Source organism: Chryseobacterium limigenitum, from assembly GCF_900114875.1.
In the GTDB taxonomy this organism is placed as follows: domain Bacteria; phylum Bacteroidota; class Bacteroidia; order Flavobacteriales; family Weeksellaceae; genus Chryseobacterium; species Chryseobacterium limigenitum.
In genome coordinates, this window is record NZ_FPKW01000001.1 from 551594 (window position 1) to 578146 (window position 26553).

At 35.6% G+C, this 26553-nt stretch carries 15 protein-coding genes; 7 read left to right on the forward strand and 8 right to left on the reverse strand.

The window, feature by feature from the left end; genetic code table 11:
• The first annotated feature begins 10 nt into the window (after window positions 1–10).
• From BT156_RS02590 to BT156_RS02620, 7 genes are all read left to right on the forward strand, one after another.
• Complete coding sequence (locus BT156_RS02590) at window positions 11–529, forward strand: DsbA family protein (protein ID WP_072406893.1); 519 nt, start codon at window positions 11–13, stop codon at window positions 527–529.
• 266 nt (window positions 530–795) lie between these two features.
• Window positions 796–1617: an alpha/beta fold hydrolase gene (locus BT156_RS02595; protein WP_072406894.1), complete on the forward strand. Its 822-nt coding sequence runs from the start codon at window positions 796–798 to the stop codon at window positions 1615–1617.
• A 322-nt stretch (window positions 1618–1939) separates the two neighbouring features.
• A complete protein-coding gene (locus BT156_RS02600; RefSeq protein WP_072406896.1) occupies window positions 1940–3340 on the forward strand; it encodes a glycoside hydrolase family 28 protein in 1401 nt (466 codons plus the stop codon).
• Between the two features lies 1 nt (window position 3341).
• The gene (locus BT156_RS02605) at window positions 3342–6905 is read left to right on the forward strand and encodes a DUF4450 domain-containing protein (protein ID WP_072406898.1); all 3564 of its coding nucleotides are present in this window, start codon (window positions 3342–3344) and stop codon (window positions 6903–6905) included.
• Window positions 6906–7080: 175 nt separating this feature from the next.
• A complete protein-coding gene (locus tag BT156_RS02610; protein WP_072406900.1) occupies window positions 7081–9216 on the forward strand; it encodes a hypothetical protein in 2136 nt (711 codons plus the stop codon).
• Between the two features lie 269 nt (window positions 9217–9485).
• The gene (locus tag BT156_RS02615; protein WP_072406902.1) at window positions 9486–10532 is read left to right on the forward strand and encodes a GntR family transcriptional regulator; all 1047 of its coding nucleotides are present in this window, start codon (window positions 9486–9488) and stop codon (window positions 10530–10532) included.
• 86 nt (window positions 10533–10618) lie between these two features.
• A complete protein-coding gene (locus tag BT156_RS02620) occupies window positions 10619–11062 on the forward strand; it encodes a nuclear transport factor 2 family protein (protein ID WP_072406904.1) in 444 nt (147 codons plus the stop codon).
• A 417-nt stretch (window positions 11063–11479) separates the two neighbouring features.
• On the opposite strand, the gene BT156_RS02625 is transcribed toward BT156_RS02620, so the two are convergent.
• From BT156_RS02625 to BT156_RS02660, 8 genes are all read right to left on the reverse strand, one after another.
• Window positions 11480–12631 carry an alpha-hydroxy acid oxidase gene (locus tag BT156_RS02625; RefSeq protein WP_072406906.1) on the reverse strand — a complete coding sequence of 384 codons (1152 nt, stop codon included), beginning with the start codon at window positions 12629–12631 and terminating at the stop codon, window positions 11480–11482.
• A gap of 3 nt (window positions 12632–12634) precedes the next feature.
• Window positions 12635–14020, reverse strand: a complete 1386-nt coding sequence (locus BT156_RS02630) for an FGGY-family carbohydrate kinase (RefSeq protein WP_072406908.1) — start codon at window positions 14018–14020, stop codon at window positions 12635–12637.
• 418 nt (window positions 14021–14438) lie between these two features.
• Window positions 14439–15719, reverse strand: a complete 1281-nt coding sequence (locus BT156_RS02635; RefSeq protein ID WP_072406910.1) for a sugar isomerase — start codon at window positions 15717–15719, stop codon at window positions 14439–14441.
• Window positions 15720–15950: 231 nt separating this feature from the next.
• A complete protein-coding gene (locus BT156_RS02640; protein WP_072406912.1) occupies window positions 15951–18053 on the reverse strand; it encodes a bifunctional aldolase/short-chain dehydrogenase in 2103 nt (700 codons plus the stop codon).
• Window positions 18054–18327: 274 nt separating this feature from the next.
• On the reverse strand, window positions 18328–20397 hold the full coding sequence (locus tag BT156_RS02645; RefSeq protein WP_139255395.1) for a RagB/SusD family nutrient uptake outer membrane protein: 2070 nt from the start codon (window positions 20395–20397) through the stop codon (window positions 18328–18330).
• A gap of 18 nt (window positions 20398–20415) precedes the next feature.
• Window positions 20416–23454: a SusC/RagA family TonB-linked outer membrane protein gene (locus tag BT156_RS02650; protein WP_072406916.1), complete on the reverse strand. Its 3039-nt coding sequence runs from the start codon at window positions 23452–23454 to the stop codon at window positions 20416–20418.
• A gap of 354 nt (window positions 23455–23808) precedes the next feature.
• Window positions 23809–24897, reverse strand: a complete 1089-nt coding sequence (gene rhaT / locus BT156_RS02655) for an L-rhamnose/proton symporter RhaT (RefSeq protein WP_072406918.1) — start codon at window positions 24895–24897, stop codon at window positions 23809–23811.
• Window positions 24898–25381: 484 nt separating this feature from the next.
• Window positions 25382–26542, reverse strand: coding sequence for a glycoside hydrolase family 88/105 protein (locus tag BT156_RS02660; RefSeq protein WP_072406920.1), 1161 nt, complete (start codon window positions 26540–26542; stop codon window positions 25382–25384).
• Window positions 26543–26553 lie beyond the last annotated feature (11 nt).

Below are 26553 nucleotides of genomic sequence, written 5' to 3' on the forward strand. Positions count from 1 at the left end.
CACAATAATTATGTCATTAAAACCAGCCGTCAGCAATACTGACCACGCACAAGGCAATGAGGATGCCAATTTAGTCATCGTAGAATATGGAGATTATCAATGTCCTTACTGTGGAGCAGCTTATCCTGTTTTAAAAGAATTGATGAACCAGTTCGGAAATCAGATCAAGTTTGTTTTTAGAAACTTCCCGCTATCCGAAGCGCATCGATATGCAAGATCGGCGGCAATCGCAGCCGAAGCAGCCAATTTACAAGGAAAATTCTGGAAAATGCACGATGCGATCTATGAAAATCAGGAATACTTGAATGAAGATTTTCTGTTTGAGTTGGCACAAAAATTACATTTAAATATTGATCAGTTCAAAACAGATCTTGAAAAACCGGAATTAGCCGAAAAGATTGATGCAGATTTCGAAAGCGGAATTATCAGCGGAGTGAATGGAACACCTTCATTTTTTGTCAACGGAAAAAAATTCGATGGCGGCACGGAAGATCTGTTTCAACTTTTGAATGAAAATACGGTTTCTTAAAACATCGAATCTCGCGCAGCCCGACTTGAACGGAGCTCATTTTTTGCAAGGGATTTAGCTTGGGAAAAATAGCGGGAGTGGAAGGCGGATTAAGCTGCCCAAATAAAAAGCATACAACAAAATCAATTTTTTAAATTTTTTATCAAAATCGAACGATATTAAACTAGATTAACAGAGATTGAATTTCACTGTACTACATTTGCTAAAGAATTAAGACAAGAAAATAATTTTAATATAAATTAATAAAACAATTAAATACAATAACAATGAGCACACTAAAATTAAAAGACGGAACAGAAATTTTTTACAAAGATCAAGGAAAAGGACAAACTTTGATGTTTCACCACGGATGGCCTTTATCATCGGATGATTGGGATGCACAGGTGATCTTCTTCTTACAGAAAGGCTACAGAGTGATCACTCATGACAGAAGAGGTCACGGACGTTCTAGCCAGGATATTTACAATCATACCATTGAACAGTATGCTGCTGATGCTGCAGAATTGGTAGAATTTCTTGACCTGAAAGATGTTGTTCACATCGGGCACTCTACAGGTGGTGGTGAAGTTATAAGATACGTTAACAAATATGCTAATGGAAGAGCTAAAAAAGCGGTTTTAATCAGCGCAGTTCCTCCAATTATGGTTCAAAGCGACAGCAATCCGGATGGTGTTCCGATGTCTGTTTTTGACGGCATCAGAGACCAAACTCTTAACAACAGACAACAGTTTTACATTGACCTGACTTTCCCTTTCTACGGATATAACAGAGAAGGTGCTGACGTGAAAGAAGGTGTACAGAGAAACTGGTGGAGACAAGGTATGATGGGCGGAATTGTTGCTCATTACGACGGTATCAAAGCGTTTTCTGAAACAGATTTCAGAGAAGATCTACAAGCAGTTGATATTCCGGTTTTGGTTCTTCACGGAGAAGATGATCAGATTGTTCCTTACCAAAATGCAGCCTTAAAATCAATTAAATTATTGAAAAACGGAACGTTAATTACTTATCCAGGTTTCCCTCACGGAATGCCAACTACTCATGCTGATGTCATTAATAAAGATCTTTTAGAATTTATACAGTCTTAAATTTTAAGATAAATAATAGAAAGCCCTTGAATAGTAATATTTAAGGGCTTTTTTGTTCTTTTAATGAAATCTTAAATAAAAAATACACTTTTCTCACTTGGTTTAGTTTAAAAAAAATTAGTTGAAACTCATAATTTATTTATTTTATCTTTGAAAATATGCAATCGATTACAATTAGAGTGTTATTTTTAAATAAAACATTGAAAAAATTTTACAATACAGACAGTGCAGGATAATTTTTTATCACAATTATTTTAGATTGCAACAAATAAAGAAAATTATTTAAAATAGTCTTTCTTAAAAACGATACAACTCTACCATTATGAAAAAATATGCTTTATTCTTTCTTTTACTATTAATATCCATCCCTTTTTCGGCTCAATATAAACCCTGGACTTCAGCGCAACAGCCTCTAAAAGAAATTGATGCGTTAAAAAAACAAATTGTAAAGCCCAATTTTAGAAAACAAGACTATCTCATTACAGATTTTGGTGCCATAGGAGATGGAAAGACAAAAAATACAGAAGCATTTAAGAAAGCTATTGAAAAATGTAATTCAGAAGGCGGAGGAAGAGTTGTCGTACCAAAAGGAGTTTTTCTGACGGGTGCTATTTATTTAAAAAGCAATGTCAATCTATATGTAAGTGAAGGTTCAACCATTTTGTTCAGCCAGGACAGCAACGACTACCCGATTGTATTCACAAGATGGGAAGGAATGGAATGTATGAATTACTCATCCTTAATTTATGCTTACGAAGAAGAAAATATCGCCATCACCGGAAAAGGAATATTAGACGGAAATTCGGATAACGACCATTGGTGGTTTTGGTGTGGAGCAACAAAGTATGGTTATAATGAATCTCGTCCGGGAAGACAAAATCCTGCTCGTGCAAAACTTCACGAATATATGGCTCAGAGAAAACCTGCCAGAGAAAGAATTTTTGGTGACGGATATTATCTGAGACCCAATTTTGTTCAGCCTTATAAAAGTAAAAATTTCTATATGGCAGATGTTTTGGTTAAAAATTCTCCGATGTGGAACCTGAATCCCGTACTCTGCGAAAATGTTTTCATTGAAAGAGTAAAAATCATAAGTCATGGTCCTAATAATGATGGTTTCGATCCGGAGGCCTGTAAAAATGTCTGGATTAAAGACTCTTATTTCGATACCGGAGACGATTGTATTGCCATAAAATCAGGAAGAGACGAAGACGGAAGAGGTATAGGAAAACCTGCAGAAAACCACATCATCGAAAACTGCGAAATGAAAGACGGACACGGTGGCGTTGTAATCGGAAGCGAAATTGCAGGCGGAGCCAAAAATATTTATGCCATAGGAAACGTCATGGATAGCAAAAATCTTGACCGAGCTTTAAGAATTAAAACAAGCTCAAGCCGTGGCGGAATCATTGAAAACGTATTTTTTTACAACACAAGAGTTGGCGCTTATAAAGAAGCGGCTGTCCGTTTCAATATGCATTATGAAAAACCCGGTAATTTTATTCCGACCATCAGAAACATTTGGGTAGAAAATTTAACCGTTGAAAAAGGTGGAAAATATGCCGTTCTTTCTGATGCTTACGAAACTTCTCCGGTAACAGATTTCACAATGATCAATGCTAAAATTAATGGAGTTGAGATTCCCTATAAAGTTGATTTCTTGAAAAATGTAACGTTGAAAAATGTAATTGTTAACGGAAAACCTTTAACCAATTTTAAATAAAATGCGAAGAAAATCCATTTTAACAGGTTGTATCATCTTATCTGCCTATTCGTTTTCATTTTCTCAATCAAAACATTGGCAGAATAACGAAAGAGAACTGCATTATAAAGAAGATAAAGGCGATTTTTTATTGGTTAACGGAAAATACCGTTTCAACCGTGCTTTGTATGGAGACAACCGAGCTTCAAGAGTAGAAACCGGAGATTTGCCGGAATTCGCGCTGTATCTTCCGGGAATGGGAGGAAATCTTCAATTCGTTATTCAGAAAGGAAATTCCATTAAAAAATTGATTAATGCTGAAAAGATTGAAACTCGTTATCGCCCAGGATCGATGATTTACAATATTAAAGATCCTATTCTTGGATTTGGAAGTTTAAAACTGACAGTTTTAGCACAATCAAAAGAAGAAGGTTTGATTTTAAAAATGGAAACTGAAAATATAGATTCTTCAACAAAAATCTATGCAGTTTATGGCGGAGCGAGCGGAACAACCTTCAGCAGAAACGGCGACATTGGCGCAGATCCGGAATCAGGATTTTATTTGCTTCCTGAGTATTGTTTCAAGAATCAATTTCAAATCAATAAAAATCAATTTAACCTTTCTTATTTAAACAAAAAAAAAGAAACTCAAAGCATTAACGGAAGTTTTTCAAGCACCAATTCATTACAATTGACTGATGCAAAAACATTAGAAAAACTATCTGATTTTACTCAAAATAAAACAGAACAATCACCGATAATTTACGCTTCATATTCAGCAGAAAAAAGTCCTGTTTATATTCAAATTGCAAAAGGAAAATCAGATAAAAACTTTTCTGATAAAGATTTAAAAACTTTATTTAATGAAGCTGAACAATCTCGATTAACATTAACAAATAGGATTCAGTTAAAAACTCCGGATTCGGATTTGAATAATTTTGGGGCAACTTTAGCCATTGCAGCGGACGGAATTTGGGAAAGTCCAACCTATCTTCACGGTGCTGTAGCATGGAAAATGCGGCTAAATGCGTGGCGTGGCGCTTATGTTGCAGACGCTCTCAGTTGGCACGACCGTGCAAAAGAACATTTTGAAAGTTATGCAAATTCGCAGGTTTTGAAACCAGATTTCGCACCTGTTGAGATGGATACTTTACTTCATTTAGCCCGACATTCCGAAAAAATGGGCAATTCTGTGTTTTCAAGCGGATATATTTCCAGGAATCCCAATGATAATTCAAAACCACATCATTATGACATGAATCTGGTGTTCTTTGATCAGATGTTTTCTCATTTCAATTACACCGGAGACGTTGAATTTTTAAAGAAAATGTGGCCAACAATGGTTCGTCACATAAATTGGGAAAAAAGAAATTTCAAACGTGGTGAACTTTACGATGCATATGCCGCTATTTGGGCGAGTGATGCGCTCCAATATTCGGGTGGAAAAGTTACTCATACTTCTGCCTATAATTACAGAGCCAACCGCGAAATGGCAAAATTGGCGAAAATAATTGGCGAAAATCCTCAACCTTACGAAAAAGAAGCTGAAGCCATTTTAAAGGCAATGAAAAATCAGCTTTGGACTAAAAATAAAGGGTATTTTGCTGAATATAAAGATACTTTGGGCAATCAAATTCTTCATGATAAACCCGGAATCTGGTCGATTTACCACGCTTCAGATGCTTACATTTTAAATGAATTTGAAGATTATCAAAACACTCAATACATCAACAATTATATTCCGAAAATTCCGATAAAAGTAAAAGGAGAAGCTGATAAAAACTATTATACTTTGTCGACTACAAATTGGCAGCCATACGACTGGTCGATCAACAATGTAGCTCTGGCAGAGAATTTACAAACTGCCTTGGCGTATTGGCAAGCTGGCCGAACTGAAGATGCCTACCGACTTTGGAAAGGCAATTTATCAGAAAGTATGTATTATGGAGTTAGTCCGGGAAATTTTGAACAGCTGTCGTATTACGATGCTTTTCGTGGAGAATTGTACAGAGATTTTGCCGATCCGATTGGCGTTGCAGCACGAACTTTAACGGAAGGACTTTTCGGGGTTTATCCTAAATTATTAGAAAATAAAATCAGTATCAAACCAGGATTTCCTAAAGATTGGAATTTTGCTGAGCTGAAACATCCTGATTGGGAATTAAAATTTAACCAAAACTCAAAAAAAACTGAATATTTTTTCAAATCAAATTATTCAAAATCGATTGCTTTGGAAATACAGATTCCTGTAAATCATACCGAAATAAAATCAGTAAAAGTAAATGATAAAAATGTGAAATTTGTGATAAATCCAAATTCTATTTCACAACCTTTCCTACAGTTTGAAACTCCAACTGGAAAAGAATTTTCAATTGAAATTACGTATTCAGGAGAAGAATTAAAAAATGAAAAAACAGATTACGTCAGTTATATCTCTGAAAATCTTCAACTTATTCTGGATTCAAAAAAGAAGATTCAGCTAATTTACGATCCACAGGAATTAATTAAAAATAGAAAAGAGAATCAATTTGAATTAATTAAAGAAGAAAGAAAAGGAACTTTTTTCGTTCAATTGGAACAAAATGGAACGAAATGGTGGCAACCTGTAAATGTAGATATTCAATATCCTTTACAAATTAAATGGATAGATAAAAAGCTGCAAATTCAATCAAAATCATTCAATCAGATTAATGGAAAACTGATTATTAATGGCTTAAATAAAACTTTTTCAACTCCGAAAAATCAATCAACAACAATTGAAATTCCTACAAATGTTTTAAGCAAAGGAACCAATTCTATCGAACTTGAATATAATAGAATTAAGCAAAATGTAGAAATCACAGATTGGGAAATTGAAAACAAAGAAGAATTTAACACCATTTCATTAACATCAAAATATAATGAAAAAGTAACCCAAATTTTCAATCAGAAATATCTTTCACCACGATTGAATGTCCCTACTCTACAGCTTCCATGGCAAGGAATCGGAAATTGGTGTTATCCATTAATCACCGCTCAAATCGATGACAGCGGATTGATGGCAAATCGTAAAAATGGCAAAGTTGATTTTCTTGGAGTTCCTTTTTTAATTGATAATTCGGAGAAAAATATTGTATTTACGAGTCAATGGGATAATTTTCCAAAATCGGTTGAAATTCCAGTTTCGGGAAAGGGAAAAAAAATCTATTTTCTGATGGCAGGTTCTACCAATCCGATGCAATCACAGATTATTAATGGAAAAATTACCGTTCAATATGCTGATGGTTCGACTACAGAATTAGAACTGAAAAACCCAACCAATTGGTGGCCAATCGAACAAGATTTACTTGATGATAATTTTGCCTTTGAAATTCCGGATGATAAAATTCCGTACAGAGTAAAATTAAAAACCGGAGAATTATATAAAGGCGGAAGTTTAACGAAATATTCAGGCATTAAAGGATTTACAGACCGAGCTGTAGAAGGCGGTTCTGCAACCATTCTGGATTTGCCAATTGACCCGAACAAAGAATTAAAATCAATACAATTAACCGCAGTGAGCAACGATGTTGTCATCGGAATGATGAGCGCCACTGTATTAAAATAAAATAATTAGAAGGCTTTTTACCACAAAAGCTTCAAAAGAAATGTTTGAAAATAAAGTCTTGCAAGAGTTTACAAAATATAAAATGTTATTTCTATTATTTTGTAGGCTTTTAAATATCTATTCATGCTAAAATCTTTTGACTCTTTTGCGGTTAAAACATAAAATAAATTTAAAAATGAAGAAATTAGTCATATATCTTAGTCTCTATTGCATTGGATTTTCTTCTCTCAATGCCCAGAAAATTGATCGTCAAAAAGTCGTTCAGCGTCATAATATCGTCAATACAAAAGTTGATACGTTATCATCTTTAACTGTCGGAAACGGAAAATTTGCGTACACCGTTGATGTTACCGGAATGCAGTCATTTCCTGAGGTTTATAAAAACGGAGTTTCTTTGGGAACTCAATCTGAATGGGGTTGGAACAGCTTTCCAAATACAGAAAATTATACGTTTGATGAAACGTTAAAAGCTTACGATTTCAATGACGATGGGCGAAAAGCATTGTATAGTGTTCAACTCAAAGAATCGGAACGAAACAAAAAAGCAGTTGAATATTACCGTGTGAATCAACATCGTTTGCAGTTGGGAAATGTCGGGATTGAACTGTATAAAAAAGATGGTCAGAAAGCCAAAATTTCAGATTTACAAAACATCAATCAGAAAATTGATTTGTGGACAGGAATTATTACAAGTGAATTCTCATTGGAAGGAACTCCTGTAAAAGTGTGGACGGCATCTTTCCAAAATTCCGATAAAATTGCAGTTAAAATTGAATCGGATTTGGTTATTCAAAACAGATTGAAAATTTTTGTGCGTTACCCCTCTCCGACTGGACAATTCTTGGATGACGCAGTTTTTTATGGCAATGAAAAGGAACATTCGACAAAAATTATTTCATCTAATTCAACTCAGGGATTGATTGAGCATAAATTACAAACTGCTGATTATTTTACTCAATTGTATTTCACGGAAGGAAAATTACTTGAAGCTGGAAAACATTATTTCGTGTACGAACCTTCTTCTAAAAACAAAACAATAGAAGTAAGTGTTGAATTTTCGTCTAAAAATCCAAAAAGCAGTAAAACATTATTTGCCGACGCTGAAAAAGAAAGCACTTCAGGATGGAAATCCTTCTGGGAAAGTGGCGCAGCCGTAGATTTTGAAGGAAGTACAGACCCAAGAGCAAACGAATTGGAACGCAGAGTTGTTTTATCGGAATACTTGACCAAAGTACAATGCGGAGGGAGCAATCCGCCACAGGAAACGGGCTTAACTTTCAACAGCTGGTACGGAAAACCGCATACAGAAATGCATTGGTGGCACGGCGTTCACTACGCTTTGTGGGGAAGACCTGAGATTTTGGAAAAACAATTGGATTATTATTTCAGATCATTTGAAAAAGCAAAAGCTTTAGCCCAAAGACAAGGATACAAAGGCGTAAGATGGATCAAAATGTCCGATAATGACGGGAATGAAAGCCCATCTTCTGTCGCAGCTTTTTTAATCTGGGAGCAGCCGCACCTTATTTATATGACCGAACTTTTGTATCGTGATAAAAAAGACAAAAAAGTGTTGGAAAAATATAAAGATCTGATTTTTGCAACAGCAGATTTTATGGCAGATTTTGCTACTTATGACAAAGAAAAAAATCGTTATAACTTAGGTAAAGGGATAATTCCGGCACAGGAAGTTTTCCCTGCTAAAGATACTTACAACCCGACATATGAAGTGGCATATTGGGATTGGGCATTGAAAGTTGCCCAAGAATGGAAAGAAAGACTAGGACAGCCGAGAGATAGAAAATGGGATGATGTTATTTCTAAATTAGCTCCGCTTCCGGTTCAGGATGGAGTTTATTTGTCGACCGAATCTGCAAAAGATTCATTTACCTATCCAAAATGGATGACCGATCACCCAGCTGTTTTGGGAGCGTTGGGAATGGTTCCGGAATCTCCGAAATTGGATAAAAAAATCATGAAAAATACCCTCGATATCGTTTGGGAAAGATGGAACTGGGAACATACCTGGGGTTGGGATTTCCCGATGACTGCCATGACTTCGGCACGATTAGGGCTTCCAAATAAAGCTCTGGATGCGCTTTTCATGAACATTCAGACCAATACTTATCTGAAAAACGGTCATAATTATCAGGACGGACGTCTGCGTATTTACCTTCCCGGAAACGGAGGAGTTTTAACAACCGTTGCCATGATGCTCGAAGGTTGGGACAGCTCAAAAGGTGAATTCCCCGGCTTTCCGAAGGATGGAACTTGGAAAATAAAAGCGGAAGGTTTTAAGAAAATGCCTTAAAAATTTTACATTCATACGTAGTTGGAGTCTGTCCTGAAAGGGGCAGGCTTCTTTTATGACCTGTTTTGATACGATTGAATCTTATCTTTATCCTCTCTCAGTTTATTCAGAATGATAGTAAAAAAATCTATTGATTTAGGTTTATTTTGAATAATTACAAAAAATACAGGGATATTGACACAAATTTTACAACTTATATACAAAAACTGGTTATTTTTCTATAAATTAGATTCTTTAAAACCGTTTTAATATCTCCTATCTGAAAAGCCATGGCAGAAACATTTGAAGTACAGATAAATGAACACTCCAGAGTTCCCAAATACAAACAAATTGTAGATTCTATTCTGAACGGAATTGATGGTGGGGAAATTCAGATTGGAGAAAAGATTCCTTCCATCAACGAACTCAGCGAATCCTGTTTTCTTTCAAGAGATACTGTTGAAAAAGCTTACAAAGAACTTCGGAAAAGACAAATTATTGAATCGGTAAAAGGTAAAGGATATTATATCTCGCGTATCAATAAAAATGATGTCATTAATATCTTCTTTTTGATCAACAAACCGAGTACTTATAAGATGATGATTTATAATTATTTCGTCAATGCAATCGGTACCAAAGGCAATGTGGAGATGTATATTTACCATTGTGACGAAACACTTTTCATTAATTCCTTAAAGAAAAATTTGGGTGGATTCGATTATTATGTGATCATGCCCCATTTTCGTGATGAGCAGTCAAAACACACAAGTTCTACAAGAGAAGTGATTGAAATGATTGAAAAAATACCGAAAAATAAATTACTGTTATTAGATAATACAAAACCTAATATTTCAGGGGAATATGGTACTATTTTTCAGGATTTTGAACATGATATTTATAATGCCCTGAAGGAAGGTTTAGACAAAATTAAAAAATACGAAAAGATCATTTTGGTTTATCCCGATAAATCTATTCACCCCTATCCTTTCCGCATTGTACGTGGATTTGAGAATTTTTGTAAAGATTTTAAACTCGATTATGAAATTCTTGACGAAATTTATCCCGACATGGAATTGCAGGACAAAGATATTTTTATCACCATCCGGGAACGTGATTTGGTGAATTTAGTGAAACAAATCAGACAGAAAAATCTAAAATTGGGCGAAGACATCGGAATCATTTCCTACAATGAAACTCCTCTTAAAGAATTGCTCGGAATTACCGTTATTACGACAGATTTTAAAGCAATGGGAGAATCTGCAGCTTATATGATCTTGAAAAATAAAAAGGAACAGGTGAATAATGTTTTTAAATTTATTCAGAGAGATTCTCTTTAAAACTTAAAGTTTATATTTTTTATACAAACGCGCAATCGATTACATTAATCTTAAAATATACTTCAAAAAAAATATCTAATTTAATTATGATTAAAAAAATAATTTTCGCCGTGAGCTTTTTCATGGTACTTGCTGTTTCAGGACAGAAAAAAAATGATAAAGATGTTGTCAATGATGTTGCCGAAAAGCTAAGATTAGCAATGATAAGCGGTGATAAATCATCGTTAGAATCTTTAATTTTACCTGAATTAACTTATGGACATTCGGGAGGCCACATAGATGATTCAGCAGAGTTTGTTGACAAATTATCAAGTAAAAAATCAGTTTTTGAAACCATTGATATTACCAATCAAAATATCAGTATCGTCGGGAACACAGCGATTGTTCGTCATCATTTTTACGCAAAGACAAATGATCTTGGAAAAGGCCCAAGCGATGTAACTTTGGATATATTATTGGTTTGGGCAAAAGTGAAAAACGACTGGAAATTATTGGCCAGACAAGCTGTGAAATCTGAAAAGAAGAAATAAATTTTCAATTATAATAAATGAAAATTCGCAGGGTTTCTTTGCGAATTTTTTAGTTTGAAACTGTTCCATGTTTTTTAACGCAAAGTTTTATTTATGATTTAAAATATTTTAAGTGAGCAAAGGAATGGAACCAATAAATTGATTCTTATTAAGCATACTTCTTGAGCGACTTCGTCGCCTTACTTTGCTCCTTCGAATAATACATTTTAATACTAAATCTTTGCGTTTAAAAATATTTTAAAGTTTATTAAGTTTTGGCTAAAGCCCGTTTCTATTGAATGATTCAACCGTATCATTCAGAATGAAATGTAGTGAAGAATCTATTGTTAAATTAAAAAGAGATTCTTCCTTCGTCAGAAATCGAAGATTCGGCGTAGCCAATGACAGACTGATCAAATAATTAACTTTTAAGAAGTTTTATTTTACTCTAAAGTTCTGCAAATCTTCCGGTTTTTCACAGCAAACCTGCTCCATTACCTGTCTGAACTGCATTTTAAGCATTTCAATGATGTGATCACCACCTTTTTCACCTAAAGCACCGACTGCATACATAAAAGTGCGTCCCATAAAGGTAAATTCGGCACCACAGCTTAAAGCACGGGCAACATCCGGACCGGTTCTTACACCGCTGTCCATCATTATTTTGATTTGATCTTTATACTTTTCGCTAATTTCTTTCACTACGGCAATCGTAGATTCTCCAGCATCCAATTGTCTTCCGCCGTGATTGGAAATGATCATTCCGTCAAATCCTAAACGTAGGGCTTCTGCGGCATCTTCATCAGAAGCAACACCTTTGATGACCAATTTACCTTTCCATTTATCACGAATTGCTTTTATTCTATCAGAATTTAATCGGCCGGAAAATGTAGAGTTCATGAATTGTCCTAACTGTTTCACACCCATGTTTTTATCCATGTATTTTTCCATGGTTTTAAAACTAGGAACTCCATGTTTCAGAATTTCCAAACACCATTCCGGTCTTGCTAAAGCTTGCGAAACGTTTCGGAAGTTAATCTGAGGTGGCATTGCCAAACCATTTCTAATTTCTTTAGCTCTGTATCCAAAAGTCGGAACGTCTGCCAAAACTACGAGTACATCATATCCGGAAGCTTCACAACGGTCGAGAATATCGTCACGTAGCCATTCTTCTTTCGGATGATATAATTGATACCAGGCTTTCCCTTCCGTTAATTCTGCAATTCTTTCAATACTGCTGGTTGTTACCGTACTTAAAATAAAAGGAATATTGTGCTTAAAGGCTGCTTTTGCTAAAATTTCGGGAGCATTTGGCCACATTAATCCCTGTAAACCAACCGGAGAGATTCCAAATGGTGCGGAATATTTTACGCCGAATAATTCAGTTTCCATATTGGCTTCCGCATAATTATTGTTCAGATATTGCGGACGAAGCAGAACTTCTCTCAGTTCGCTTGTATTTCTGTCTCTGTTAATATTTTCATTACAACCACCATCTAAATATTCAAAAGCGAAACGGGGCATCTTTTTCTTAGCTCTTTCGATCAACAATTCAAGCGAAGCATAACGGGTATCAAATGGAAATGCCATAATTTATAAATTAAGAATTAAAGGTTGAAGCACTTTCATCTGATAATGCTGTTGTAAAAAAGTTTCATCTATTTTTTTGTTGGAAATAACCATCGAAGCTCCCAATGCTGAACCCAACGGAGAATGAGTAGACATCACATTATAATGCTGGAAATGATGAGACATCAATTTCATAAAAACGTCATTATCTGTAAATCCGCCGTCGATGTAAATGTTTTCAATTTCTGAGTTTCCGATTGCGTTTGTAATCGTATGAATCTGTAAATCCATCAATTCTATCATTAATTGATGATACGCTTCTTCAAAAGTTGCAAATGAATTTAAATCTGTTGCAGTAATCATTTTTCGTTTCAAAATAATTCCTTCAAAACGAAAATAAATATTCTTATTTTTCATTAAACGCAGATACAAATCCTGATCAAACTGTACTTCTCTATGGAAACCATACTCTTTTCCATAATAATCACACAATTTTTCAACCTGAATTTTATATTCATTTCCCATAAAGAAACGGGATGCTTTTACGCGTTTACCATCGATACGCATGTAATTCAGGCAATTGTTTTCTATATCTTCATCGGTAAGACTTTCATCATTAAAAGGATTGAGAGAAATACTCCAAGTCCCAGTTGAAAGCAATAAAAACGGTTCTTTTTTACTTAAAATATAAGGTAACAACGCTGAAGAACTATCGTGAATTCCGACGCCAATTTTTATTTTTTTGTTTTTGTAAGAGGTATTGATACTTGCTGAAGTTGGCACAATTGGTCCTAATAAAGCATCGATTCCTTCCTCATACACCCAATCATGGTAATCAGCTTTGTCATAATCCCACAAATTGGTGTGACAGCCAATTGACGTGAATTCCGAAACACAGATTCCGGTAAACAGATACGACAAATACTGAGGTAAATGAAGACTGTAACGGATCTTTTTGAATATTTCCGGATGCTTATATTTCAACCAAAATAATTGCAGACCTGAGTTTAACATTCCCGATTGAGGTGATGCTGTCTCGCGGGCAATTTTCAGCTTGCTTCCATGTTTTTCGTAAAATAAATCAAGAATTTCCTGATCCATCGGTTTGGTATAATTGTACAAAGGAGTCAGGATATTTCCTTTGTGATCCAAATGCACAAAACTCGCTCCGTAAGTGGAAAAATTGATCGCTTTTACCTCATATTTCTCATCTTCAAGAATGGCATTGAAATTATCTTTAATCCAGTTTTGCAATGCAGAAAGATCTTCGGTAGGATAACCATCTTCATCTGTTGTGAGGGGTAATTCCGTATATTCACGAACAACCTCTTTATAATTTTTATCAAATAAAAAGAACTTTTTATTGGTTTTTCCAATATCAAATACTATTGTTACTTTTTTTTTGGACATTCTTGTGATGAATTAATTTTTGTTTTTATCATTACGAGGGCTTTTAAAAATAAATAGTTCAAATATTTTCACTAATAACACTAATATGTTTTAATTAAAATTTTAATTTTAAACGCAAAGTTCGCAAAGATTTTATTTAAAATACTTTATGCTTTTAAGTTCGCAAAGGCGTTTCACTTAATGAAGAACACAAAGAATAAATTATATTTTTTATTTGTTTAAATATTATTTTTTGAACCATTAAGGAGTGTTCAGATAGTAAGATGCATTAAGAAAAAAATCCACTAATTTCTTATGCAGCAATGCCTAAAACCCTACTCATCTAAACACTTTCAACCTTAATGATAAAAAATAAGGATACATATAATAAAAACTTTCGATTGCACTCAAAAGTTAAAACTATCAATTTTAAATAGGACTATAATCCGGTTGCCTTAACATTTAGACCTCTTTCGGTAATTAAATTTTCTCTTACTTTTAAATTTCTGTAAGCCGAAATCGGGTCAAGCGCTGCACCTGTCTGCAATCTTGCAGCTCTTAATAACGGACGAACATCGGTTCTGTATGCATTCTGCAAAATATCCTGCGCACCAACGACATCATTGCTTAATTGTGCTGTTTTTAAGGCTTCCTGATCTACCAAAAGAGCCTGAGCATAAGCAATTAAAATAGCTTCCAAAGACTGTAATAAATCTTCCAACGGGTCTTTGATGTTGTGACTTGCATCGATCATCCAAGCCGGATAAGGGTTGTTAGGATTGTTTTCCATACCATACACCAATTCATTGAAAATCAAGAACAAGGCATAAGGCTTGATAGAACCAACCGTCAAATCATCATCTCCATATTTGCTGTCGTTGAAGTGGAACCCTCCTAATTTTCCTTTATACATTAAAGTTGCAACGATCTGCTCAATATTCGTATTCGGCAAGTGGTGACCTAAATCTACCAACGTATAAGCTCTTTCACCACAAGCATTTGCTAACATAAATGAAGTTCCCCAATCCTGAATTGTTGTTGAATAGAAATTCGGTTCGTAAGGTTTATATTCGATGAAAAGTTTCCAGTCTTCAGGCATTCCTGCGTAGATTTCTTTTAAGCTTTTTTCAGTGTTTGATAAAGCCGTCTGGAAATTCAACTGTCCCGGAAAGCTTGCTCCGTCCGCCAACCAAACGGTTAAGCTTTTTGAACCTAATTCTTTTCCGATTCTGATTACTTCTTTGTTGTGTTCCACCGCATAAGCTCTTGAATCTTCATTTACAGCGTTCAAAGAACCGAATTTGTAAGACTGTTTCGCTCCCGGCTGATCCTGAAACGTGTTGGAATTCATCGCATCAAAAATCAGTCCGTGAGAAGCTGCTTTTTCTTTTATTGCTGTTACATCACTCGGAATATCCCATGGAATATGCAAAGAAATTGCTCCTGCAGAATGCGTTAAAGCATGAAGCAATCCAATATCATCTAATTTTTGTTCTAAAGAAGAAGGTTCGCCACCGTAAGAAAATCTTCCGAAACGGGTTCCTCCAGCTCCTAAAGCCCAACTCGGAATCGCTATCTGGAAATCTGAAATTTTGTTGACGATTTCAGCAATGTTTGCTCCTGATTTTGTTAATTTATTTTGTAGGAAATCTAAATCTGTAGTAAAATTTTCAATTTCGCTTTTATTGTATTGTTCAATGATATCTTTTCCTATAATCATGATTTGATTTTAATTTGATTATGCCAATTCATATGGCGTAAAAAATTATGTTTTATTATTTCATAAGATTTTACCGAATATTGTTCCGTTGTTCACAGGGTTTCACCCTATGCTATTGATATGTCGCCACTTCGTGGCTCTCTATGTAGAAAATTTAATCTTATTAATTGAAAGCTTAACAGAAATATTAAGCCTCCAATTTAATAATAATTCTTTTTCCGTATTAAAATTTTACCTTGGAAATGCATTTGCCATTCCTCCGTCTACATTGATGATGTTTCCTGTTGTTTTATCTAAAATAGCAACACAAGCGAAAACACCGTTAGCGATGTCTTCAGGAAGAATAATTTCGTTTAATAAGTTTCTTTTCGCGTAAAATGCAGGGAGTTCTTCAACAGAAATTCCGTTTGCTTTCGCACGACCTTCTGCCCAAGCTCCTTCCCAAATTTTGCTTCCTACGATGACTCCATCAGGATTTACAACATTAACACGGATCTTATCTGCTGCCAATTCCGCTGCCAATAATCTTGTCATGTGTTGTTGAGCTGCTTTTGCAGTTCCGTACGCCACATTATTTGGACCGGCAACCAAGCCGTTTTTACTTGCAATGTTTACAATATCACCACCAAGACCTTGCTTTTTAATGATTTCCACCCCATTTTTCGCCATTAAAAACTGTCCTTTTACCAAAACATTTTCTAATAGATCCCAGTCTTTTGTTGTTGTATCTTCCAAAGATTTAGAAATAGCCAAACCTGCGGAATGGATGATAATATCTACTCCACCAAATGCTAAAACCGCTTCTTTAAAAGCATTAACAATCGCTTCTTCGCTGGTTACATCACAAGTAACGGCAACCGCCTGATCTTTGCTGTATTTTGCTGTAACAGACTCTACAGCTTCCTGATTAAGATCTGTGAAAACAACGACTGCACCTTCCTGAACCATTTTATCAGCAATCGCCTGTCCGATTCCGCCACCTGCTCCTGTTACGACAGCGATTTTTCTTGAAAGCGGTTTTTCTTTAGGCATTCTTTGCAATTTTGCTTCTTCAAGCAACCAATATTCGATGTCGAAAGCTTCCTGTCTTGGTAATGATGTGTATTCAGAAATAGCTTCTGCTCCGCGCATCACGTTGATTGCATTCACATAAAATTCACTGGCAACACGAGCCGTTTGCTTATCTTTTGAGAAACTGAACATTCCAACACCCGGATAAATGATGATTACCGGATTCGGATCACGCATTGCGGGGCTGTTTGGATGTTTACAAGTTTCGTAGTATTCTTTATATTCTTGTCTGTATTGTTCGAAAAGAGGATTTAATTTATCTAAAATAGCTTTAGAATCAGTTAAATCTTCATTTTTATCTAAGGTCAACACTAAAGGCTGAATCTTTGTTCTTAAAAAGTGATCCGGACAAGATGTTCCCAATGGTGCCAAACGCTCAAGATCATTACTGTTGATGTATTCTAAAACTACATCGCTATCAGTAAAATGACCAACCATTCTGTTTTCAGATGATGCTAAACCTCTCAATAAAGGCATCAATTGAGCTGCTTTATTTTTACGTTCTTCAGCAGGTAAAGATTCCACTTTTTGACCGCCAAAAACCTGTCCGTTTTCTTCTATTTTTTTAGCAATATATTCAGAAGCCATTTCAATTACTTCTAAACTATTGATGTAAGATTCATAAGAAGTATCACCCCAAGTAAATAATCCGTGGCTTCCTAAAACGATTCCTCTGATTCCAGGATTATCATTTAAACATTTTTCTAATTGTAATCCCAAATCAAAACCAGGACGCTGCCATGGAACCCAGCCCATTGTATCTCCCCAGATTTCTTTGGTAATCACTTCACTGTCTTTTGCTGCAGCTACTGCAATTAAAGCATCCGGATGAAGGTGATCGATATGTTTGAATGGAAGTAAACCATGTAAAGGCGTATCAATAGAAGGCGCTTTGCTGTCCAGATCAAAAATACAGTGATTGAACAAGCCTACCATTCTGTCTTCATCTTCTAACCCTTGGTAAACATTTTTTAAGTTTCTTAATCTTTCTGTGTATAATCCGGCGATTCCTTTTCTGGTCAAAGTTCCGATGTCTCCACCTGAACCTTTTACCCACATTACCTCAACCTCTTCGTTGGTTAATGGGTCTTTTTCAAGCGTTTTGCAACTGGTATTGCCTCCTCCATAGTTTGTGATTCTTAAATCTGCCCCTAATATGTTTGAGCGGTATAAAAATAAAGCAACCTGATCATCTCCTAAAGCTGCCGCCTTATTTTCATCCCATAAATAGTCTACGTATTTGAATGTTTTTACTTTTTCCATTGTTTGTCTTATATTTCTAAATTGTAACCCAAAAGTAGATTGTTATATTTTTTTCAGTATCCCGTACTATACTGCTAAACGCTTTATTTAAAGATAATTTAACGTTTGAATCTTTATTAAATCAATTCATTTATACAGCAATCTAATTGAGTTTATTTATGATTAATATTTTGTGATAGGTTTTTGTTTAAAAATTTAACTATTAAGAAAATTTGTGCTGATTTTTCAATCAAAATTTTCTCAATGTTTAAAATAAGTTTCAATTGGTTATTAATTAATACCCCGGAAGTTGCGTAAGATTTGGATTATCAACTAAAGGATGTCCTGCCGACTGCGCTGCAAACGGAAGTAATTCTGTTTTGTTTGGTACGAATCCGTAGAAAAGACCGTCACCACCACCTTCGATCCAGTTTGGATATGTACCACCGTTTTCAGCAGAACCTGTTGGTTTGGTATAAATAATGGCTCCGATCTGAAGTGCATTAAATCCTAAAGTAAATCCTACAGCTTTTCTCGCATTACCATTAAAGGTACTTGTGTAAGCCTGGAACATATTAGTAGGATACCATTTGTCGCCCGTTGCTACTGTTTGTCCATGTGCTGTAACTATAGCAGCCAAAGCTGTCTGATATGCCTGTAGAGCAGCAGCAGTGCCGTTTACAGGAACATTAGTAGCTGTTGCAATTTCTGCAGAATTTGTTAAATCAATATATTTAAGTGCCAAAAACGGATCTCCATAAACCTGTGCATTCTTTTCAAACTTATAAAGACGCAACGCAGGTGTATTTGCATATTGTCCGGTACGATCCGACAAGTTTTTCATTGCCTGTCTTGTTGCATTAATTTCACTGGCAATACGATTCATACGAATTAAATCTGTACGAAGGTTAAATTCTCCCGCAAACTCCCATTTACGTTCCTGAACAATGGCAGTTTCAAATGCCTGCTGACCGCTTGGTATCGCTAATGAGCCTATTCCGGCACGATTTCTTACCTGTTGTAAAGCTGCTGTAGCCTGAGCGGTAGGGCCTCCGTTTAAATAATTTTGAGTTTCTGCATACATTAATAAAACATCAGCATATCTTAGAATAGGAATGTTAAGATTACGTGCATCAGCCGCCTGAGGTGCCACACACCATCCCAATCTGAATTTACCTGACATGATACAAGAGAATGTAGTTCCTGCATTTACCCAAGTATCTGTAGCAGCTCCTGCATTTAAGAAATAGATACTGTAAGAAGTACAAGAAACATCTCTACGCGTATCACCTTGATTAAAAGACAGATAATAAGTAGGTAATATAAACTGTAGTGCTTTTCTGGAACCATAAGTCCCTCCACGAGAGCCTTCATTGGCATAAACACCAAAGCCTGAGTTGGTATTGGGTCCGTATTCAGCGATGTGCCAAAGCATTTCGGGATTTGTTACTGCAAATTTTCTTTGATCAAAATTGAACCATAAAGCTTCAAAACCACTTTTCCCTCCCTGAGCCTGTACTAAACTGGCAGTACCGCCATTGATTACAGCCGCAGCTGCGTTATCTGCAATTTGATATAACTGTTGAACTCTTGAATTATCATTTCTACGAGACATTGTACCGGCAGCTCCGGTATTAAGATCCCATCTTAAAGAATAACCTGCTGCATACAAAGCAATTCTTGCTAACATACCATTGCCTGCTGCTTTTGTTAAACGCTCAGTTGTAGTTCCTGTAGCCGGCAAATCATTTACAGATTCCTGCATATCAGCAATAATACGATCGTAGATTATATCTCGGGAAGTACGTTTTGGATATAAAGTACTTGGATCGTTAGGATCTGCATCTTCCAAAGGTATCCAGACCGCAGGAACATCTCCATAAACCCTGATTAAATTATGGTAACAAAATGCACGAATAACTTTTACTTCTGCTATCAGAGCATTACGCTTCGCGCTTGGCGCCATCAAACCTAATCTTGTGATCGCAATATTGGTTTTTTCTATGCTAGAATACATTGCCGCATAAATACCTGTAACTGTGTTAGGAGTGTATGCATCATATTGATAGTTACAAATATTGTATTTAGAATTATTCGTAGAACCATCTTCAGAAGAGTGAGTCACTGTGTCTCCTGCTCCAAGCTGATAATACATTTCTGTAGGAACCAAATTTCTGTAACAGCCCTGAACAAACAAATCTGCGGTATCTAAATTTTCAAAAACCGTATTTGTATCCGTTACATTATAGGCTGGCTGATCCAAAAAATCAGCACTACATGAATTGATGAACAGTCCGGCAATTACAAAAGATGGAAGTATGATTATTTTTTTTATTGATCTATATGTGTTAGATATGTTTTTCATGATCTAAATATTTAAATATTAAAAAGTTAAATTGATACCAAGAACATAGCTTATTGAACGCGGAAAGGATGAAGTATCATACCCCGGAGTCACTGCAACACCACTTGCCGCTGAAACTTCAGGATCATAACCGGAGTACCCTGTTATTGTAGCTAAATTATTAACTGTAACATAGATACGTGCATTAGTTACCGAAATATGCTGTAAAAATTCTTTATTAAAACTATACCCAAGAGTTACCTGAGCAATTCTCAGATAGGAACCATCTTCCACATAATATGATGATGGATAGGTTATATTAGCAGTATTTGTATTGCTTAAACTCCAAAGACTTGAATCTTCATTAGGGTTAAGCTCTTTTAATCTCACCAAATTGGTTGTTGCCTGACCTGTATTTGGATCAATAAGATGATAATAATTGTTTCCGAATTCTGAAGGAACATTCTGGAACATTCCGTAAGGGCTCAAACTTTGTTTGGTCGCGTTATAAATATCACCACCTACGCTGAATTTCATAAATACAGCTAAATCAAAGCCTTTATAAGAAAAATTATTACTGATACCTCCAATAAAGTCGGGTGTACCATTTCCAATTTTCACTAATTTTCTTGTAAACTGATCTCCGGCAGCATTATCTGCAGCAAATTTCATATCTCCGGGCTTAGGAGTTCCGGTAGCAGGTTTTACAACGCCTGGCTTTAGTGTAAGGGTTCCGTTTGAAGCTTGGGTAAAATCGTCGGTGGTATAAATTCCTTCATACACGTAACCGTACATATCTCCCAACTGCTCGCCTACTTTGGCATAATAAGTTACCACTCCCGATCTGTTACTTCCTACGCTGAACGGTCTGAAATCTTTCCCGTCCAGATAAAGAACTTTCGACTTGTTGAAGCCTATATTGGCATCTGTTGACCATCTGAAGGCTCCCGATTTTACATTAATAGAATTAACGGTAAATTCCAGACCTTGGTTTCTCATATTTGCAATATTCTGATATTGTATTCCGTATCCTGTAGAAACCGGCAACACAACCGGCAATAACATTCCGTTTACATCATTTCTATAAAATTCTGAGGCTAATTTTAGCCTATTGTTGAATAAACCTAGATCCATCCCGATATTCAATGCTTTCATCTGTTCCCATTTCAGATCAGGATTACCAACAGTATTACTTGTTGTAAATGCAGGATTACCCGGTGTATTGTTGATCGGATAATCTGTAAGTACCAAGTTGGTTGTGTACAGGCTGTTTCCAATATCATTATTACCTGTAATTCCGTATTCTAATCTTAATTTCAAGTCATTTACAATATTATTAACCTTCCCGTTTTTCCAGAAGTTTTCCTGAGAAACACGCCAAGCACCCGCTACAGAAGGGAAAGTTCCCCATCTGTTATTGGGGCCAAATTTTGAAGATCCGTCTGTACGGATCGTAGCAGTCAATAAATAACGGTCATCATAGTTGTAATTTATACGTCCAAAATAAGAACTCATGCTATTACTTGAATGACTTACATCTTTATCGGCTACTGTTGCATTGGTAATATCATCTAACCCATAATTAAAGATAGGAAATTTGGTAAGTCTCATACTGTTCCCTTCAGATTCCTGATAAACAGCTTCTTGTCCGATCAAAACAGCAACTTTATGTTTTTCTGCGAATGTTTTATTATACGTTAATGTATTGGTAATCTGATAACGAAATGATTCTGCATTGGCGATACTTCCGTTGATTCCGGTATTTACAGGATCTGTAAGATATGCGCGGGAGTTTTGATCTGAAAATGAAGTTGATTTACTGTTGTTCCAGCTATAAGAACCCGCTGTTCTGAATGTGAAGTTTTTCAAAAAATCAAACTCGATACCAGCATTAGCCATAAATGCTCTGGAACGTTTGTTAGATGTAGATGCCTGAGTTTCTACATATGGATTTTCTGTATCGAAACTGGAATCCAATCCTGAAAAATCTCCAAAAGTCTGTGTGTTGAATAATTGATCATCTGTAAATCTAGTTCCTCCCGTAATAGGCTGAAGAAGGATTTTTTTCATTCCCGAATACGCTCCTCCTCCGTTGGTAGAGTTAGAATTAAACATCGAGCTGAAATCTACTCTAATTCCTTTATATACTTCAGAATTAATATTGGCACGCAATGAATTTCTGGTTTCGCTGTAATTTTGCAGCAAACCGTCCTGCTTATTATAATTATAACTGATGAACGCCTGCGTTTTCTCATTCCCTACAGAGACGTTTATGTTCTGATTTTGGGTTGTCCCCGTTCCCCCCAACATTCTATCCTGCCAGTCTACTGCAGAAGCTGATCCGTAACGATTGCTGATTCTGTTAAATACTCCTGTATAAAATCCCGGAGAATCTGTTCCTAAACTATTATCAAATATGTTACTCCATTTTGTTGCATTTCCGCCAAGCTGAGCTAATTCATACTGATATTTCACATACTGCTCTGCATTGGAAACCATATCTAATTTCTTTGAAAGCATATCAAATGCCATGAAAGAGTTATAATTAATGGTTGTTCTACCCTTTTTTCCGGTTTTTGTTTTAATAACAATAATACCATTAGAACCACGGGCACCATAGATTGCTGTTGCAGAAGCGCCTTTTAATACATCAATACTTTCAATATCATTAGGATTAATGACATTTAGTGCATTATCCAACTGGAAACCATCTACAATATAAAGCGGTTCTGTACCCTGAGTAATTGAAGCACCTCCACGAATCGTAACGTTGGCACCTGCTCCCGGGGCACCGCCTGCCGTCACAATATTTAACCCTGCGGCTCTTCCCTGTAATGCCTGTAAAGCATTCATTGCCGGTGTGGCAGCCAGATCTTTTGCAGAAACTGAAGCTACAGCGCCCGTTAAGTCAGATTTTTTTACTTTTCCGTAGCCTATAACAACAACCTCTTCAATCTCTTTCGTTCCTACTTTTGCAGTATCCTTAATTGTTGTTTGCCCAAAGACAAAACCAGACGCAAGCAGAAATAAAGGTGCAATTAATGGCTTTAAATTCTTGTTTGTAATTTTTAAAGACATATATTAAGTTTTAGTAACATTAAATTATTATTTAGCCAATGTACACTGTTACAAAAATTTCGGCATCCTGCCATATCCTGCATCTTTAAATTCATAATTTATCTTAATTAGGTATAAATATTTAATGTAAAATTTGAAAATTATAATAATTTGTTCAAATAGATTGAAGTTAATTTTTCACATCTGTAACAAGCTTAAAAATGATTTAATAATCACTTAATAATCAATATATTTTCAGAAAAAAACTAGTATTCATCAGAAAAAAGGCAGCTGAAAAAATCAGTGCCTTATAAAAACTAAACTATATATTATCGTGATTATGATAATTAGATAAATGCAAATGCTGCTTAAGCATTATCTTAAAGAATTTCCATACCCTACAATCAAAATAGAAATAAACATCACTGTCATTCCGATTGCAATGGTAGAAATCGTTTTCCTGGAAACACCTTTCCATTCTTTGATGATAACTCCCCATAAATTGGCTATTAAAATGATAAATGCCATGTGTAAGATCCACGAACTTGCGCCATTTCCCATTTTGCTTTCACCCATTCCATAGAAGAAAAACTGTAAAAACCACATTGTTCCGGCTAAAGCACAAAAAATCAAATTTCGTAAAACCGGTACATCTTTTTTTACGTAATCTGTATACGATTTATTTTTAATGGCTAAATATAAACAGCCAATCAGATTCACTGCCATTCCGCCCCAAAGGACAACAACATAGGTGACATTGTTTTGAAATAGGAATTCACCCTCTCCCGGATTTGCATTTTGCCATAATTCATTGGCTACGGTTGCCATTGGTTTTCCGGCTTCTAACCCAAAGTTAAAACAAGCGCTTAAAACTCCTGATATGATGGAAACAATTAATCCTAATCCGAATTTATATTCCGTTTTTACTTGTGTACCATGAGGATCTAATGAATCTGTTTTCAGTTCTTTTTCCTTCATCGTCCCTGCTTTTCCGCTGATGACAATCCCGATAACGCAGACAAAAAGTCCCAGTAAAACCATCTGTCCCCATCTATTGGAAATCAACAAGCCAATACTGTCTTTTCCTGTTTGCGGAGAAAATTCATAATATATTGAAGGAACCAATGACCCAAACACCATACAAAGCCCCAAAATAATGCTGCTTCCCAGCGCTACTCCCAAATATCGAACTCCCAGGCCATAAGTAAAACCACCAATTCCCCACAAGGCACCGAATAAAAACGTCAATCCCAATATGGAAGAACTCTCATTCTGTATAATCTCCCAAAAATTAGGAATGGTAAGAAATGCTGCCAACGGAGGAACAATAATCCAGGAGACAATCCCACCTATCAACCAATATGTTTCCCAATTCCATCCTTTTACTTTTTTGTACGGCAAATAAAAACTTCCCGAAGAAAACCCTCCTAAGAAATGGAAAAAAATTCCTAATAATGCATTCATAATTTTGTCTTATGGATTGAATTTGAAAATTAATACTATGAAATCGATTGCGCATCTTGTAGTGTCATGCTCAATAGTTTGAAAAAATAAGGATTTTTCCTGTTTTTTACATATAATTTGTAAATCAATGATTTATTAGGAGTTATGAATATTTTGATTAAATTTAAGTTTAATACTGTTTCCCAAAATGAAATGCTAAATCGGTGTTTATTGTAAATTTGTAATAGTATATAAAAAGCTTTTATTTTCACGAACTCTATCGACATAAACAAAAAAGACTTAATAATTTTCATTATTGAGTCCTTTTTTTGAAAACCAGTTAGTTTGAAATCTTGGAAATTAGTCGGGCTAAAGCCTGATTCTATTGATACTTAAAGTAATTCTTTCTCGCCCACAGATTTCACAGATGTTTATTATGTTATACTTTATTTAAATTGTAAAAATCATACACAATCATCTGTGAAATCTTTGGGGAATAAAAACCTTATTTCAATTTATAAACCTCACTTGCAGCCAGCAACAGACAACCTAGTCCATAATCTTCAAAATCTGGTTCTTTATCAATAGCAAGTGGCTGACCGTCTTTTGGTTCCTTTCCTGTTCCCTGAACCCAACCTAAAAATCCATTGGGCTGAACAGAATCTTTTGAAATGGCATTCCAAGCTTTAACGACAACGGGCAAATACGTTTTCTTATCAATCAAACCGTTGTTGATTCCATAAGCCATTCCATAAACAAAAAGAGCGGTTCCTGTCATTTCTTTTCCACCGAAATTGGTTGGATCATGCAAACTTACGTTCCAAAAACCATCTTCTCTCTGAATCGGAAGCAATGCCGATAACAGATCTTTGTAATCCTGTAAATATTCCTGATAATGAGGATCGGATTTAGGCGTATCTTCCAACGTACGAGCCAAAGCAGCAACTACCCAACCGTTTCCGCGGCTCCAGTAGCAATCTTCACCATTTGGTTCTTTATAAGGCGGAACAAAGCTTTTGTCTCGCCACCAAAGTTTGTCTTTAGGATTATAAAGACCGTTTCCTCCGTGTTTGTATTTTGTAAAGGCATACATTTCGTAATTTTTATCGAAATATTTTTTCTCACCAGTCATTCTACCCAATTTAGTAAAAATAGGCATTCCCATTTGCAATGCATCGATCCACCACCAATCGTCTACTTTATTGGTAGCCATCATGCTGTCTATGGAAGCTTTTACAAATTTTATTCTTTCCGGATTTTTTTTACCATCGATTTCGTAAAGATCCAAATACGTTTGCCCACAAGCCTGATTGTCTGCGTTACGCGTATAAGTGTCGCGCATCATATCCCAATTATGCTTTTCAGACCAAGACAATGCGTAGTCGTAATATTCTTTTTTGGGATCAACTTTATATAATGCGATTAATCCTTCATAATAAACTGCACGCGTCCACAGATTGCTTGGCCAAACTTTTTTACCTACAATTTCTTTTCTGGTATCGGGCCATTTATTCATGAAATATTGATTGGCTTTTTCTGCAGTTTGCAAAACTTCTTTTTTATTGGGAAGATCAACATTATTTGCTCTTGGTTTTTGAACTGAACATGAGGATAAAACACTAAAAACCAGTGCAAAAACAGCACTTCTCATGAGTATCTTTTTCATAATTATTATCT

Bases quoted from the DNA above. Each gene is read 5' to 3' on its own strand.
- BT156_RS02590 (WP_072406893.1), top strand. From the start codon at position 11: ATGTCATTAAAACCAGCCGTCAGCAATACTGACCACGCACAAGGCAAT.
- BT156_RS02595 (WP_072406894.1), top strand. From the start codon at position 796: ATGAGCACACTAAAATTAAAAGACGGAACAGAAATTTTTTACAAAGAT.
- BT156_RS02600 (WP_072406896.1), top strand. From the start codon at position 1,940: ATGAAAAAATATGCTTTATTCTTTCTTTTACTATTAATATCCATCCCT.
- BT156_RS02605 (WP_072406898.1), top strand. From the start codon at position 3,342: ATGCGAAGAAAATCCATTTTAACAGGTTGTATCATCTTATCTGCCTAT.
- BT156_RS02610 (WP_072406900.1), top strand. From the start codon at position 7,081: ATGAAGAAATTAGTCATATATCTTAGTCTCTATTGCATTGGATTTTCT.
- BT156_RS02615 (WP_072406902.1), top strand. From the start codon at position 9,486: ATGGCAGAAACATTTGAAGTACAGATAAATGAACACTCCAGAGTTCCC.
- BT156_RS02620 (WP_072406904.1), top strand. From the start codon at position 10,619: ATGATTAAAAAAATAATTTTCGCCGTGAGCTTTTTCATGGTACTTGCT.
- BT156_RS02625 (WP_072406906.1), bottom strand. From the start codon at position 12,631: ATGGCATTTCCATTTGATACCCGTTATGCTTCGCTTGAATTGTTGATC.
- BT156_RS02630 (WP_072406908.1), bottom strand. From the start codon at position 14,020: ATGTCCAAAAAAAAAGTAACAATAGTATTTGATATTGGAAAAACCAAT.
- BT156_RS02635 (WP_072406910.1), bottom strand. From the start codon at position 15,719: ATGATTATAGGAAAAGATATCATTGAACAATACAATAAAAGCGAAATT.
- BT156_RS02640 (WP_072406912.1), bottom strand. From the start codon at position 18,053: ATGGAAAAAGTAAAAACATTCAAATACGTAGACTATTTATGGGATGAA.
- BT156_RS02645 (WP_139255395.1), bottom strand. From the start codon at position 20,397: ATGAAAAACATATCTAACACATATAGATCAATAAAAAAAATAATCATA.
- BT156_RS02650 (WP_072406916.1), bottom strand. From the start codon at position 23,454: ATGTCTTTAAAAATTACAAACAAGAATTTAAAGCCATTAATTGCACCT.
- rhaT (WP_072406918.1), bottom strand. From the start codon at position 24,897: ATGAATGCATTATTAGGAATTTTTTTCCATTTCTTAGGAGGGTTTTCT.
- BT156_RS02660 (WP_072406920.1), bottom strand. From the start codon at position 26,542: ATGAAAAAGATACTCATGAGAAGTGCTGTTTTTGCACTGGTTTTTAGT.